11 protein-coding genes are annotated in these 13,995 nt (G+C 62.8%); 9 read left to right on the forward strand and 2 right to left on the reverse strand.

Translation table 11 applies throughout. The features are described 5' to 3' along the window. Window positions 1-8: 8 nt before the first annotated feature. The 8 genes from KUV45_RS12815 (at window position 9) to KUV45_RS12850 (ending at window position 10,119) form a co-directional block, all read left to right on the forward strand. Window positions 9-590 (forward strand): TRAP transporter small permease, encoded by a 582-nt coding sequence (locus KUV45_RS12815; RefSeq protein ID WP_206939883.1) that lies wholly within the window; start codon window positions 9-11, stop codon window positions 588-590. Then, the gene (locus KUV45_RS12820) at window positions 587-1,873 is read left to right on the forward strand and encodes a TRAP transporter large permease (RefSeq protein WP_206939881.1); all 1,287 of its coding nucleotides are present in this window, start codon (window positions 587-589) and stop codon (window positions 1,871-1,873) included. The genes KUV45_RS12815 and KUV45_RS12820 overlap by 4 nt, the downstream gene beginning before the upstream one ends. 28 nt (window positions 1,874-1,901) lie before the next feature. After that, window positions 1,902-2,696, forward strand: coding sequence for an enoyl-CoA hydratase/isomerase family protein (locus tag KUV45_RS12825; RefSeq protein WP_222161714.1), 795 nt, complete (start codon window positions 1,902-1,904; stop codon window positions 2,694-2,696). Window positions 2,697-2,720: 24 nt separating this feature from the next. Then, window positions 2,721-3,908 carry a CaiB/BaiF CoA-transferase family protein gene (locus tag KUV45_RS12830; RefSeq protein ID WP_222161715.1) on the forward strand — a complete coding sequence of 396 codons (1,188 nt, stop codon included), beginning with the start codon at window positions 2,721-2,723 and terminating at the stop codon, window positions 3,906-3,908. Window positions 3,909-4,086: 178 nt separating this feature from the next. After that, window positions 4,087-5,310: an alanine--glyoxylate aminotransferase family protein gene (locus tag KUV45_RS12835; protein WP_222161716.1), complete on the forward strand. Its 1,224-nt coding sequence runs from the start codon at window positions 4,087-4,089 to the stop codon at window positions 5,308-5,310. A 65-nt stretch (window positions 5,311-5,375) separates the two neighbouring features. Further along, entirely contained in the window at window positions 5,376-8,390 is a 3,015-nt protein-coding gene (locus KUV45_RS12840) for an FAD-binding and (Fe-S)-binding domain-containing protein (RefSeq protein WP_222161717.1), read from the forward strand. 87 nt (window positions 8,391-8,477) lie between these two features. Further along, on the forward strand, window positions 8,478-9,506 hold the full coding sequence (gene ltaE, locus KUV45_RS12845; RefSeq protein WP_206939871.1) for a low-specificity L-threonine aldolase: 1,029 nt from the start codon (window positions 8,478-8,480) through the stop codon (window positions 9,504-9,506). An 88-nt stretch (window positions 9,507-9,594) separates the two neighbouring features. Further along, window positions 9,595-10,119: a gamma carbonic anhydrase family protein gene (locus tag KUV45_RS12850; RefSeq protein WP_206939869.1), complete on the forward strand. Its 525-nt coding sequence runs from the start codon at window positions 9,595-9,597 to the stop codon at window positions 10,117-10,119. A gap of 155 nt (window positions 10,120-10,274) precedes the next feature. On the opposite strand, the gene KUV45_RS12855 is transcribed toward KUV45_RS12850, so the two are convergent. Together KUV45_RS12855 and KUV45_RS12860 are read right to left on the reverse strand one after the other, a co-directional pair. Further along, window positions 10,275-10,427 (reverse strand): hypothetical protein, encoded by a 153-nt coding sequence (locus tag KUV45_RS12855; RefSeq protein ID WP_206939867.1) that lies wholly within the window; start codon window positions 10,425-10,427, stop codon window positions 10,275-10,277. Window positions 10,428-10,927: 500 nt separating this feature from the next. Beyond that, window positions 10,928-12,631 carry an L-lactate permease gene (locus KUV45_RS12860; protein WP_206939865.1) on the reverse strand — a complete coding sequence of 568 codons (1,704 nt, stop codon included), beginning with the start codon at window positions 12,629-12,631 and terminating at the stop codon, window positions 10,928-10,930. Between the two features lie 356 nt (window positions 12,632-12,987). Between KUV45_RS12860 and KUV45_RS12865 the strand changes: the two genes are divergently transcribed. Next, window positions 12,988-13,701 carry a glutathione S-transferase N-terminal domain-containing protein gene (locus tag KUV45_RS12865; RefSeq protein WP_206939863.1) on the forward strand — a complete coding sequence of 238 codons (714 nt, stop codon included), beginning with the start codon at window positions 12,988-12,990 and terminating at the stop codon, window positions 13,699-13,701. Window positions 13,702-13,995: the final 294 nt, after the last annotated feature.

The raw sequence follows: 13,995 nt of genomic DNA on the forward strand, positions 1-13,995 counted from the left end.
GATGCTCTGTGCTTACCACCATTTCTGCGGCCTACCAGAAGCTTCTGGAGGTCATCGTCTTTCTCAATGTGCTGGCGCTGACCCTGGTGGTGACCATCGGGTTCGCGTCACGTCTGTTGGGTTCCCCTTTCAGCTGGTACGACGAGGTCGCCTCCATCGGACTGGCCTGGCTGACCTACTACGGCGCCGCCCTGGCCGCCCTCAAGGGCGCCCACATCGCCTGTCCCAGTGTGATCAACATGGTCTCGCCATCCATTCGCCTGCCTATCGCGCTGCTCGCCGAGGCGATCACCATCGGCTTCTTCGTGCTGCTCGGCGTTACCGGTTTTCAGGTGGTACAGATCCTCGAGGGGTCCACGCTGGTGAGCCTGCCCAGCATCTCGGTGCAGTTTACCCAGTCGGTGATCCCGATTGGTGCCGCCATGTTCATTCTCGCCCAGCTGCTCAGGCTTCCCGACGTCATCCGGGCGGCCAAGGGAGCTGGCTTCGTCGATCACGAGCTCGAAGAGGCCGGTGTGCTGGCCGATGACGTGCGCAGCGATGACCCGCCCGCCATGCCTGAAGGTCAGATGCCGAGGAGAACCCCATGATCATCGCGTCCATGTTCTTCGGCCTGATCGGGCTGATACTGATCAACGTGCCGGTGGCCATCGCCCTCGGTCTTGTCGGCGCCCTGGCCACCGTGGCCAGCTACGGCACCCTGGCCTTGCCCAACGTCGGCATGGTGATGTTCGACGGTGCCACCAAATTCCCGCTGATCGCGATTCCGCTGTTCATCCTGGCTGGCGCCATCATGAACGCCTCCAGCATCTCGCGCCGGTTGATCGATCTGGCGTCTGCCATGGTCGGCTTCATCAAGGGCGGTCTCGCCATGGTGACCATCGGCGCCTCGATCTTCTTTGCCGAGATCTCGGGCTCTGCCGTCGCCGGTGTCTCGGCGATCGGCTCGATCCTGATTCCGGCCATGCGCAAGAAGGGCTACTCCAAGGAGTTCGCCGCGGCCATCTCGTCCTCGGCGGCGAGTCTGGCGATCATCCTGCCGCCCTCGATCCCGATGATTCTCTACGCGGTCATGTCCGGCGAGTCGGTGGTCAAGATGTTTGTCGCCGGTATCTTCCCGGGCCTGCTCGGCGCCCTGGGGCTGGCGGCCATGTGCTACTACCTGGCGCGTCGTCACAACCTGCCGGCGGAGCAGAACTTCCAGGCATCGCGGCTTTGGAAGGCCTTCAAGGGCGCCATCTGGGCGCTGCTGATTCCGGTGATCATCCTCGGCGGCATCTTCGGCGGCATCGTCACCGCGACAGAAGGCGCCGCGCTGGCGGTGGTGGTGGCGATCTTCATCAGCGCGGTGATCTATCGCGAGTTCAGCCTCAAGATCTTCTACAAAGCCTGTCTCGATGCCGGTGTCCAGACGGCGGTGGTGATGCTGCTGGTGGCATCCTCGGCGGTGGTCGGTCTGTATCTCACCGAGACCCAGATTCCTCAGCAGCTGGCCAATTCCATCGCCGAGATGACCGACAACAAGTACGTGGTACTGGCGCTTCTGAACGTCATCTTCCTGGTGCTGGGGATCTTCCTGCACTCGGCGGCGGCGATCATCCTGGTGGTGCCCATCGTGCTGCCGCTGGTCACCGCGGTGGGCATCGACCCGCTGCACTTCGGCCTGATCGTGACGCTGAACCTGGCCATCGGCCAGCAGACGCCTCCGGTAGCCAGCGTGCTGATCGCTTCCTGCTCCATCGCCAAGGCCGACATCTGGGCCACCACCCGCACCAACCTGTGGTTCCTGGCGGTGCTGTTCGTGATCCTGCTGATCAACACCTACGTGCCCGCCGTGGCCCTGGCGCTGGTCAACCTGATCTACGGCGTGTGATCGCGACCACCTAAAGGAGAACAATGACATGAGCGACAACGATCAAGGCCAGGTGCACTACCACAGTGAAGACGGCGTCGCCTGGCTGACCTTCGATCGCACCGCCAGTCGCAACGCCATGACCTGGCCGATGTACGACCAGCTCGAGGCTCACTGCGAGACCATCGAGAACGATCCGGAGCTGGTCGCGGTGGTGATGCGCGGCGCCGGCGGCGAAGCCTTTGTCGCCGGCACCGACATCAAGCAGTTCGCCACCTTCGACAAAGGTGAGGATGCCATCGCCTACGAGCGTCGCATCGACCGAGTGGTCGGGCGGGTGGAGAACCTGCCGCTGCCGACGCTGGCGCTGCTGGAAGGCTTCTGTGTCGGCGGTGGCGCCGCCATCGCCCTGGCCTGTGATTTCCGCCTGGCCACGCCAACGCTCAAATTCGGCATTCCCATCGCCAGGACCCTGGGCAACTGCCTGTCGATCACCAACGTCTCGCGGCTGGTCGAGCACGCTGGTATCGCCCGGGCCAAGCAGGTCCTGATGGCGGGTGAGCTGGTACGCGCCGAGGAGGCTCTGGCCCTGGGACTGGTAGGCGAGGTCGTCGACGCCGAGGCCATCGAGACGACGGTGGTCGAGCGCGCGCAGGCGTTCAAGGAGCGCGCTCCCTTGACCGTGCGGGCGGCCAAGGAGGTGATCCAGCGGGTGATCGAGGCGCGCCGCCCGGCCTTCGACGCCAGCGACGACTGGATCTCTACCTGCTACACCAGCCGTGACTTCAAGGCCGCGGTCGACAAGTTCGTCAACAAGACACCCTTCCGCTGGCAGGGTCACTAAGGCCCTGAGGCAAGGAGACTCACAATGCTGCCACTCGATGGGATCAAGGTACTCGACGTCTCGCAGATCATGGCCGGCCCCTACTGCACCATGGTGCTGGGTGACATGGGCGCCGAGGTGATCAAGGTCGAGAAGGCCAACGGCGGCGACGACAGCCGCCAGATGGGCCCCTACGTCGAGGACGAATCGACCTGTTTTGCTCAGATCAACCGCAACAAGAAGAGCATTTCGCTCAACCTGAAAGAAGAAAAGGGCCGCGAGGTGTTCTATCGCCTTGCCAAGGAAGCCGACGTGGTGGTCGAGAACTACCGACCCGGCGTCACCCAGTCCCTGAAGATCGACTACGACAGCCTCAAGGCGATCAACCCGGGACTGATCTACTGCTCGATCTCGGGCTATGGCCAGACCGGCCCGTCGCGTCACAAGGGCGGCTTCGACCTGGTGGCCCAGGGCATGAGCGGGCTGATGTCGATGACCGGGGAGCCAGGTCGACGTCCGCTCAAGACCGGGGTCGCCGTCTACGATATCGGCGCCGGGTTGACCGCCATCTACTCGATCCTGGCGGCCTATATCCACCGTCAGCGCAGTGGTGAAGGCCAGCACCTGGACATCGCCATTGCCGAGTGTGGCCTGCCCTGGTTCACCTGGGAGGCGGGCGCCTACTTCTCCGAGGGCCGAGTGCCGCAGGCAACCGGCTGGCGGCACCGGGTGTCGGCGCCTTATCAAGCCATGCGCGTTCGCGATGGTTACATGATGCTCGGCTGCGCCAACCAGCGGACCTGGGAGCGTTTCTGCGAAGACGTCATCGGGCGCCCCGAGCTGATGGTCGACGAGCGCTTCGCGACCAACCTCGATCGCGGCGCCAACGTCGAGACACTGGAAGCCATCCTCGAGGACATTCTCGGGCAACAGGATCGCGCCTACTGGCTCGAACGCTGTGACGCCGCCGGGGTGCCGGCCGGGCCGATCAACGACTTCGACCAGGCCATGCACGACGAACACTACCTGGCCCGCGAGATGGTGCTGGAAGTCGATCATCCCACCATGGGGCGAATGAAGACCCTGGGCTTTCCCAGCAAGTTCTCGGCGACCCCGTTGGCGATTCGCCAGCCGGCGCCGCTGTTTGCCCAGCACACCGATGAGGTGCTGGGGGAGATCGGGCTGGCAGCAGACGAGATCGACGCGCTGCGCCAGCAAGGCGCCGTGCGCTGACACCGACACCTCCGCGATCGGCCGCTAGTGTCTGGCATGTCGCCGAATCGGTGGGGCGGTGTCGCCATAAAAATTGCATTCATTATTACAAGTTATTCCAAGAGGGGCGCGCTTGCTCTTGGTGCCCTCACAGCTATCCAGGTGTCGCCCAGTGCGACGCCTGGCCAGGAGGCCTTACATGCTGAATCTCGACTATCATCCCAGCGGACGTCACTTCCTCCAGATTCCCGGCCCCTCGCCGGTACCGGATCGCATCCTGCGTGCCATGAGTCTGCCGACCATCGACCATCGTGGTCCCGAATTTGGTGCGCTGGGGCGCGAATTGCTGGGCAAGGTCGGCAAGATCTTCAAGACCGATGGCCCGGTAGTGATCTACCCGGCGTCAGGCACCGGGGCCTGGGAGGCGGCTCTGGCCAACACGCTGTCACCAGGAGACCCGGTGCTGATGTTCGAGACCGGGCACTTTGCCTCGCTGTGGCAGCGCCTGGCGCGTCGCCTGGGGCTGGAGCCTGAGTTTATCGGTATGCCTGGCGCTGAGGGCTGGCGCCATGGTGTCGATGCCAACATGATCGAGGCACGCCTCAAAGAGGACACCGAGCACCGGCTCAAGGCGGTCTGCGTGGTGCACAACGAGACCTCTACCGGTGTGACCAGTGATATCGCCGCGGTGCGCCGGGCGATCGATGCCGCCGGCCACCCGGCGCTGTTGCTGGTCGATACCATCTCGGGGCTTGCCAGCGCCGACTATCGCCACGATGAGTGGGGGGTCGACGTCACGATCTCCGGCTCCCAGAAGGGACTCATGCTGCCGCCGGGCATCAGCTTCAACGCCATCTCCGACAAGGCCCTGGCCGCCAGTCGCGAATCGCGGCTGCCCAAGAGCTTCTGGGCCTGGGACGAGATCCTTGAAGCCAATCAGGGCGGCTACTGGCCCTATACCCCCAATACCAATCTGCTCTATGGCCTCAACGAGGCCATCGACATGCTGCTGGACGAGGGGCTGGATAACGTTCTGGCCCGTCATCAGCGCTGGGCAGCGGGGGTGCGCGCGGCGGTGAACGCCTGGGGACTCGAGATTCAGTGCCAGGACCCCGAGGTCTACTCGCCGGTGCTGACCGGCGTGGTGATGCCGGAGGGCGTCGACGCTGATGCCGTGCGCAAGCTGATCTACGAGCGCTTCGATCTGTCGCTCGGCACCGGGCTTGGCAAGGCCAAGGGACGCATGTTCCGTATCGGCCATCTGGGTGACTGCAATGACCTGACGCTGATGGCGACCCTGGCCGGCTGCGAGATGGGGCTGAAGCTCTCCGGGGTGAGCCTCGCCGGCAGCGGCGTCGAGGCCGCCATGGCCTACTTCTCCGAGAACCCGGCGCCACACGTGGCCCGCCTGGCTCGCGATTGAACCACCATCCGCCCGCCGGCGTGCGTTGACGCCGGTGGTCCAGCCAGGTTGCTGAGGAGAGGGTAATGAATTCGTTGACGTCTACTGTCACGCCCCGAAACGCTCGCATCCAGCCTCTGCCGAGCTTTGCCGAGCGCCTTGCGCGTGAGTTGAAGGGGGAGGTGCTGTTCGACGCCGCCAGTCGCGGTCGTTATTCCACCGACGCCTCGATCTATCAGATCACCCCGGTAGGCGTGGTCATCCCGCGTCATCAGGATGATCTCGCGCTGACCCTCGACATTGCGCGGGATGAGAGGATTCCGGTGCTGGCCCGGGGCGGGGGGACCAGTCAGTGTGGCCAGACCGTAGGCGAGGCCCTGGTGGTCGACGTCAGCCGTCACCTCAACGGTGTGGTGTCCTTCGACAAGGAGGCCCGCACTGTCGTGGTGGAGCCGGGAATTGTGCTTGATCATCTCAACGCCTGGCTCAAGCCCCATGGCCTGTGGTTTCCGGTCGATGTATCGACCAGCGCCCAGTGCACGCTGGGCGGCATGGCGGGCAACAACTCCTGCGGCTCGCGCTCGATTCATTACGGCAACATGGTGCACAACGTCCAGGCGATGGATGTGCTGCTGGCCGATGGCGAAGAAGCGCACTTCGGGCGAGTTGACGAGCTTGTCGCCGGCTCTCGGGCGGCGATGCTGGCAGAGCGCGTCGAGATGATTGCGCGGCGGGAGCGTGAGCGTATTCGCGAGCATTTCCCCAAGGTGCTCAGGCGGGTGGCGGGCTACAACCTGGACCTGTTCGACTGCCAGAACCCGCTGCCGTACGAGGCTGATGGACACGCCAATCTGGCGCACCTGCTGGTGGGCTCCGAGGGCACCCTGGGGGTGACGCGACGGCTGACCCTGAAGCTGTCACCATTGCCCCAGCACAAGGTGCTGGGCGTGGTGAACTTCCCCACCTTCTATCAGGCCATGGACCTGACCCAGCACATCGTGACCCTGTCACCGACGGCGGTGGAGCTGGTGGACCACACCATGATCTCGCTGTCGCTGGAAAACCCGGCATTTCGCCCTGTCATTGAAAAAGCCCTGATCGGCAAGCCAGAAGCCGTGTTGCTGGTGGAGTTCGCCGGTGAGGACCGGGAGCAACTGCTGAAGGACCTGGCCCGGCTGAATGAGCTGATGGCCGACCTGGGTCTGCCGGACTGTGTGGTCGACATGCCGGAGCCCAGCGCCCAGAAGGCACTGTGGGACGTGCGCAAGGCCGGGCTGAACATCATGATGAGCATGAAGGGCGACGGCAAGCCGGTGTCCTTTATCGAGGACTGTGCGGTGCCGCTGGAGCACCTGGCGGAGTACACCGACAAGCTCACCGAGGTATTCCATCGCCATGGCACCGAGGGCACCTGGTATGCCCACGCCAGTGTCGGTGCGCTGCATGTCCGTCCCATTCTCGACATGCGTCGTGACGGGGCCGAGAAGATGCGGGCCATCGCCGAGGAGGCATCGGCCCTGGTCAAGGCCTACAAGGGGGCCTACTCCGGGGAACACGGCGACGGCATCTGTCGCGGCGAATGGGTGGCCTGGCAGTTTGGCGAGACACTCAACGACGCCTTTCGTGAGGTCAAGGGACTGTTCGATCCGTCGAACCTGCTTAACCCCGGCAAGATCGTCGATACCCCGAAGATGGACGACTCTCGTCTGTTCCGGTTTCCCCCGGACTACCAGCGCATCGAGGTGACGCCGGTACTCGACTGGTCTCCGTGGAACGTTGAACGGGACCCCATGAACGGCGAGCAGACGGCACCCGGCACTGGAAGCGACCGCACGGGAGGGCTCGCCAGTGCGGTAGAGATGTGCAACAACAACGGCCATTGCCGCAAGTTTGACGCTGGCACTATGTGTCCCAGCTATCGCATCACTCGAGATGAAAAACACCTGACCCGCGGGCGTGCCAATACCCTGCGCCTGGTGCTGTCCGGCCAGCTCGGTCGCGACGGCCTGGCCAGCGATGAGGTCAAGGAAGCGCTCGACCTGTGTGTCTCGTGCAAGGGCTGCAAGCGCGACTGTCCTACCGGTGTCGACATGGCCAGGATCAAGATAGAGGCACGTGCCGCCCGGGTGGCGCAGCACGGGATCGGCCTACGCGAGCGGTTGATCGGTGACCTGCCCAGACGAGCGCCCATGCTGAAGCGCCTGGCTCCACTGGTGGCCGCCATCGAGCAGGTGTCGTGGGTTGCCAACCCGCTCAAGCGTGCTCTTGGCCTGGCGCAGGAGCGTGCCCTGCCCAGAGTGACGTCGGACTACCTGGACGACATGGTCGGACACACGGCGGACATGGCGGCGGGTGAGGGTGCCACGAGCGGCGAAGTGGTGCTGTTTGTGGATACCTTCAACAACTACATGGAAGCCGACAATGCGGTGGCGGCTCATCGGGTGCTGCAAGCAGCGGGCTACCAGGTGACGCTGGCCAGGGGGCCTGATCGCCGACCGCTGTGCTGTGGTCGAACCTATCTCGCCAGCGGCCAGGTGGAGCGCGCCAAGCAGGAAGCCAGGCGAACCTTGGAGGCGCTGGCGCCTTACGTCGAACGAGGCGTCGCCATCGTCGGGCTCGAACCATCGTGTCTGCTCACGCTGCGGGACGAGTTCCTGGGATTTGGCTTTGGTGAGGCGGCCAAGCGTCTGGCAGCCTCCAGCTATCTATTCGAGGAGTTTCTGGTGCGGGAGCAGGATGCCGGGCGCCTGAATCTGGCACTGGGGCCGTTAGCCACGCCGCGTGCGCTGCTGCATGGACACTGTCATCAGAAAGCCTTTGGCGCGCTGACGCCGGTGCAGACGGTGCTGTCGTGGATTCCCGGCCTTGAGGTCAACACCATCCAGTCATCGTGCTGTGGCATGGCCGGCAGCTTTGGCTACGAACGCGAGCATTTCGACGCCTCCATGCAGATGGCGGAGCTATCGCTGCTGCCCGCCGTGCGAGAGGACGAGGAGGCGTTGATCGTGGCTGACGGTACCAGCTGTCGTCACCAGATTCGCGATGGCGCCGCACGGGAGGCTCGCCACGTGGCCGTGGTCCTGGCCGAGGCACTGAGATGAAGCAGCGCGTGGCGGTGATGACAGTGCTCACAGCGCAGCCGGGCTGGCATACTCGAGCACACGAGCAGCCAATGCGGGGATAACGCCATGATCGATCTACGTAGTGATACCGTGACGCAGCCCACCGATGCCATGCGCGATGCCATGGCGATTGCGCCGGTGGGTGATGATGTGTGGGGGGATGACCCTAGCGTCACTGCCTTCGAGTCGGAGGTGGCCGATCGCGCCGGCTTTGCGGCTGCGGCGTTCTTCCCCTCTGGCACCCAGAGCAACCTCACCGCGATGTTGGTGCACTGCGGGCGAGGAGACGAAGTCATTGCCGGGCAGGCCTCGCACATTTACCGCGATGAGGGGGGCGGTGCCGCCGTCCTGGGAGGCATTCAGCCGCAGCCGCTGGCCCAGCAGCCTGATGGGCGTATCGCCCTGGATGACATTGCGGCGGCCATCAAGGGCGATGATATCCATCACGCGCGCACGCGCCTGATCGCCCTGGAAAATACCTTTCAAGGCCGAGTCTTGCCCCAGGACTATGTGGCGGCCGTCACCGGGCTTGCGGCGGACAGAGGTCTTGCCTGTCACCTCGATGGTGCTCGGCTGTTCAATGCCAGCGTTGCCACCGGGAAGTCGTTGGCGGAGCTGTGTTCAGGTTTTGACTCGGTATCCCTGTGCTTTTCGAAGGGCCTTGGTGCTCCGGTAGGGTCACTGCTGCTGGGAGGTGAGCGCTTCATTGACTCGGCTCGGCGTTGGCGCAAGACGCTTGGCGGCGGCATGCGCCAGTCGGGCCTGCTCGCCGCCGCCTGTCGCCATGCCCTGCATCACCATGTGGAGCGGCTGGCTGACGACCATCGCCACGCGCGCCAACTGGCGGAGTGGCTGGCGGCGGTCCCCGGTATCGGCGTTTTCGGACAAGCGACCAACATGGTGTTCATGGATGTGCCGGCCCCCCATTGCGCGGCGCTGGAAGGATATCTGGCCGAGCGAGGCATTCTTGTCGCCGTCAGGCCCCGCACGCGTCTGGTCACGCACCTCGGGATCTCTGAGTCGGACGTGCGCCGTGTGGCGACAGAAATCTCCGGCTACTTTGCCTCCCTCGCCCAGGAGTCGACAACGGAGTAGGCAGAGTTTGGAAACAGCGTCCACTATATAGTCAGGGTGGACGCTCATCGCCACCCATCCACAAGGACAACGACGTCAGGAGCGGGCCATGGCCATCTATCGTCTGGGTAACCATTCCCCTCATATCCATCGCAGCGTGTTCGTCGCCGAAAGTGCCGAGGTCATCGGCCAGGTCAAGCTGCACGAAGACGCCAGCGTGTGGTATCAGGCCGTATTGAGGGGCGATACCGAATCACTCGAGATTCAACAGGGCAGCAATATTCAGGATGGTGCCGTACTGCATGCGGATCCCGGCTATCCGCTGGTCGTGGGACCAGGCGTGACGGTGGGGCATCAGGCCATGTTGCATGGCTGCACCGTGGGAGAGGGGACGCTGATCGGCATCCAGGCGGTGGTGCTCAATGGCGCGGTGATCGGCAAGAATTGCCTGATCGGTGCGGGTGCCCTGGTCAAGGAAGGCGCCGAAATTCCCGACAACAGTCTGGTTGTAGGTGCACCGGCGAGAGTCATCCGTGAGCTCAATGACAAGGCGATTGCTGCACTGAAGGACAATGCCCAGGGCTATGTCGAGAAAGCCAGGCTGCATCGCACGCGGCTAGCCAGGATTGGCTAGCGCTTGCAGCCAGCGCCTGGACGGCGCCTCCTCAGGCCAGGTTGGCCGAGGAGGCGCCCCTTGGAGACAAACTGTCTGGCCGTGTGCCTCCAGGGCAAGTGCCTGCTGCTTTCAGCACGGGCGAACGCGTGCTGGCCAGCTTCCCGCTGTTTCGCTCAGGAGCGTCGCCTGGCGGGCCGATGGGAGCGCCGGGCCCTTGGTGGTACGGGGATCTTGGTGCGGACCAGCGCGGCATCGGTAGGGCGTGCTGCCTGGGTGATAATGATGGCAGCAATCACGGTGATCAGGGCGAACAGAAAGTAGGACATGATAAGTCTCCTTGTCAGCGTGGTGGACTCGCTGGACGGTTTCGCCCCATCGGCGAGGGTGTCCTGAGTCGTCCCTTGATGCGAGGCTGCGGCGCGGTCTCGCCTTTCTTTATTGGTCGTCATTCCCGGATGGGCCGTCATTCCCGGCGACCTTGGTGAAAGCCTTCCTCTATTATCTGTGCGGTGCTATAGAACTGGCACGGCGCTAACTACCTGCCTTGATGTCACTCTAGGTGGCCCTGAGCCTGATCGCCATATCAGCACAGTAGTATTCAAATTGTGCTGAGAGGGGCGCCCGGCTTGGCGCTATGGAGGCATCGCCTTGGGCGATAGGTAGGCAGTGGCGAGCCACCTTGCAGGCCTTCAAGAGTTCGCGGCAGCCCTTGAACGCCTGTGCAACGCCTGTTTTGACCCTTGAGACAAGTCGCCTGGCAGGGCAACCAAAAAGGGCGCCACCGGTGGTGACGCCCTCGTTGCGCGACGTGTCGAGCGTGACGGGATTACCCGGCAAGTCCCATCAATGGATCACTGATCCCGACCACTTGCATGGCCACGAGTCCGATCAGGCCTGCCGCGAGTACATAGTAGATCGTCGGCAGAATGGTCTTGCGAATCGTGATGCCTTCACGGCCCAGCAAGCCCACCGTTGCAGAAGCTGCGACCACGTTGTGGATGGCGATCATGTTACCGGCAGCAGCACCCACAGCCTGCAGCGCGACCATAAGCGCAGTGGAGACACCGAGCTGTTGGGCCACGTTGAACTGGAAGTCGGCCAGCATCAGGTTGGAGACGGTGTTGGAGCCGGCAATAAAGGCGCCAAGGGCACCGACGGCCGGTGCGAACAGCGGATAGATTCCGCCCACACCATCAGCCACGGCGGTGGCCATGGCGACGGGCATGGAGGCCAGATCCGCGCCGTTGACGCCTGAGTTGATGAGAATACGCACCATCGGAATGGTGAATACCAGCACGAAACCTGCTCCCAGCAAGGTGCGGGTGGATTCCCCGAAGGCCGCCTTGAGCTGGCTGCCGTTCATGCGATGCAGCAGGGCGGTCAACAGGACCACCATCAACAGGATGCCCCCCGGCAGGTACAGCGGCTGCAGGCTGCCGGAGATGCCAGCTTCGCCCAGAATATCGCTGAAGCCGACGCTGATGGAGGTCAGGGCCTGCTTGAACGGATCTACCGTACGCGACAGTACCAGCAGCACCGCCAGCAGTACGTAAGGGAGCCAGCCCATGAAGGTGCTCATCGGCGCTCGGCCCACGACATCATCGGCCTTGATGCTGAGCTTGCCGATCCAGTGCTTGGGCCAGCTGTCCGCGTCGGGAAAGTCCCAGTTCTCCTTAGGCATCAGGAAGCCGCGGCGAGCGGCAGGCACGACGATGGCCAGACCCACCATGGCGCCGATCATCGAAGGAAACTCCGGTCCCAGGAAGACACCCGCCAGGGCGTAGGGCACGACGAAGGCAACGCCGGCGAAGATGGCAAAAGGCGCAATGGCCAGGCCTTCCTTCCACGAACGGTTGGCGCCGAAGAAGCGCACCATCACGCTGACCATGAACAGCGGCATCAGGATGCCCACCACGGCATGGACCAGCGCCACTTCACCGGCGATCAAACGGAAGTACTCCAGCCAGGTGGCACCGCCAGCCTCCAGCGAGGCAGTGATGCCTGCCTTGTCCAGGCCTCCGGCCACGCCCACCACGATCGGGGTGCCGACAGCACCGAAGGACACCGGTGTGGACTGGATCATCATGCCGACGACGACCGCGGCAAGTGCCGGGAAGCCCAGGGCGACCATCAGTGGGGCGGCGACCGCTGCTGGAGTGCCAAAACCCGAGGCACCTTCGATAAAGCAGCCAAACAGCCAGGCCACGATGATGGCCTGGACCCTGCGGTCAGGGCTGATGCCGGAAAAACCGTTGCGGATGGCGGCAATGCCACCCGAGTGCTTCAGCGTATTGAGCAACAAGATGGCGCCAAAGATGATCCACAGGATCGCTACGGTCAGGATCAACCCCTGCAGGGTGGAAGCCATGACCCGGGTAAAGGTCATGTCCCAGGCCAGCAGAGCGATCAATGCGGTGACCACGAAGACGATAGGCATGGCGATCTTGGCAGCCATGCGCAGTCCAATCAGCAGAATGCCTGCCAGGACGAGCGGTATGAAGGCGATCAACGCTAGGGAGGTATCGGTCATGGTGTTGGGGTCTCTTGTCGTGTCCTTGTTTGTAATTGCCGTTGTATGACGTGCCGGTCGCATCTCGACCTAAGGTTCGGACAAGGCGGCACGATAAGCTGACTCACGACGTTGATCTAGCTCTGGGATATTGGTCAGACCAAAATGAGAATGCTGAGTTGTTTTTGGATTTAACGAGTTAAGCATTTATTTACAATAGTTTAGAGTCTTCAGCTCAGCCTGTTCCCGCTGTCGAACGGGCAAGATTGTTAGACTAATGGACAGCAAAATGTCGATATTCCTGCATCGCAAGCGTTGGCGACGGTGGTGGAGGATGGCACTATCAGCGGACACTTTGTTGAAATGGGGTATTTGGCATGGCACTGGTGATGTATGACCTGTGTGGCATCGATGAGGCGCTGCGCTTCTCTCCGTTTTGCTGGCGGGCCAAGCTTGCGGTAGCGCATAAGGGCCTTGAGCTGGAGACGCGCCCCTGGTGTTTCACCGAGAAGGAGGCGCTTGAGTTCTCCCATCACGACAAGGTGCCCGTGATGGTGGACGGCGATAACGTCATCACCGACAGCTTCGAGATCATGCAGTACCTTGATCGTGCCTACCCTGAGGCACCTTCCTTGCTGGGCGACTCGATGGGCCAGGCGCGAGCACGCTTTTTCAAGCATTACAGCGAACGGTCCCTGCAGCTGCCGATTCTGCGCACCATCGTGATGGATCTGATGAATGCGATTCACCCCAAGGATCGCGACTATTTTCGCAGTACCCGGGAAAAGCGCCTGGGCATGACGCTTGAGCAGTTCCATTCGCCGGCGAAGGGCTTGAGCCAGCTGGATTCCGCCCTGGAACCACTGCGGGGCCAGCTCTCTGGCAGCGATTTCGTGGATGGCGATGCCCCGGCTGGCGCCGACTACCTGCTCTTTGCGAATTTCATGTGGGCCCGCACTGTCTCGACCGCGGACCTGGTCTCCAATGCGGATCCGGTTTACGCCTGGCTGGAACGCATGCTGGACGTCAACGATGGCATGGGACGCAAGGCCGTGCGTATCACTGATATCGAGGGCGCATATCGGCCCTGAGCTCTGATGTGAAGAGCTCTGATGTGAAGAGCTCTGATGTAAAACGCGGCGGACGTAGACCTTGATACGTCTGCTGTTCGCCGCCTATCCCTTGGACCTCACGGTTTCGTTTGTACCGGTTCAGGCTCTTTTTCCCTGCCGTTTTTCCCTTCCACTGTGCAAGCCTGTCTTACTCTTCTGTTTTCTTGTGTCTTTTGTTCTGTCTCGGGTGTTTCTCTACCCCTGTAGCTTCACCGCTTTTCATCGCGATAGTAACGGAGCACGCGATGTCGTCTTTTCTTACAAAGTGTACGA

Source organism: Halomonas sp. DP3Y7-2, assembly GCF_019800795.1.
In the GTDB taxonomy this organism is placed as follows: domain Bacteria; phylum Pseudomonadota; class Gammaproteobacteria; order Pseudomonadales; family Halomonadaceae; genus Halomonas; species Halomonas litopenaei_A.

Bases quoted from the DNA above. Each gene is read 5' to 3' on its own strand.
- KUV45_RS12820 (WP_206939881.1), top strand. From the start codon at position 587: ATGATCATCGCGTCCATGTTCTTCGGCCTGATCGGGCTGATACTGATC.
- KUV45_RS12825 (WP_222161714.1), top strand. From the start codon at position 1,902: ATGAGCGACAACGATCAAGGCCAGGTGCACTACCACAGTGAAGACGGC.
- KUV45_RS12830 (WP_222161715.1), top strand. From the start codon at position 2,721: ATGCTGCCACTCGATGGGATCAAGGTACTCGACGTCTCGCAGATCATG.
- KUV45_RS12835 (WP_222161716.1), top strand. From the start codon at position 4,087: ATGCTGAATCTCGACTATCATCCCAGCGGACGTCACTTCCTCCAGATT.
- KUV45_RS12840 (WP_222161717.1), top strand. From the start codon at position 5,376: ATGAATTCGTTGACGTCTACTGTCACGCCCCGAAACGCTCGCATCCAG.
- ltaE (WP_206939871.1), top strand. From the start codon at position 8,478: ATGATCGATCTACGTAGTGATACCGTGACGCAGCCCACCGATGCCATG.
- KUV45_RS12850 (WP_206939869.1), top strand. From the start codon at position 9,595: ATGGCCATCTATCGTCTGGGTAACCATTCCCCTCATATCCATCGCAGC.
- KUV45_RS12855 (WP_206939867.1), bottom strand. From the start codon at position 10,427: ATGTCCTACTTTCTGTTCGCCCTGATCACCGTGATTGCTGCCATCATT.
- KUV45_RS12860 (WP_206939865.1), bottom strand. From the start codon at position 12,631: ATGACCGATACCTCCCTAGCGTTGATCGCCTTCATACCGCTCGTCCTG.
- KUV45_RS12865 (WP_206939863.1), top strand. From the start codon at position 12,988: ATGGCACTGGTGATGTATGACCTGTGTGGCATCGATGAGGCGCTGCGC.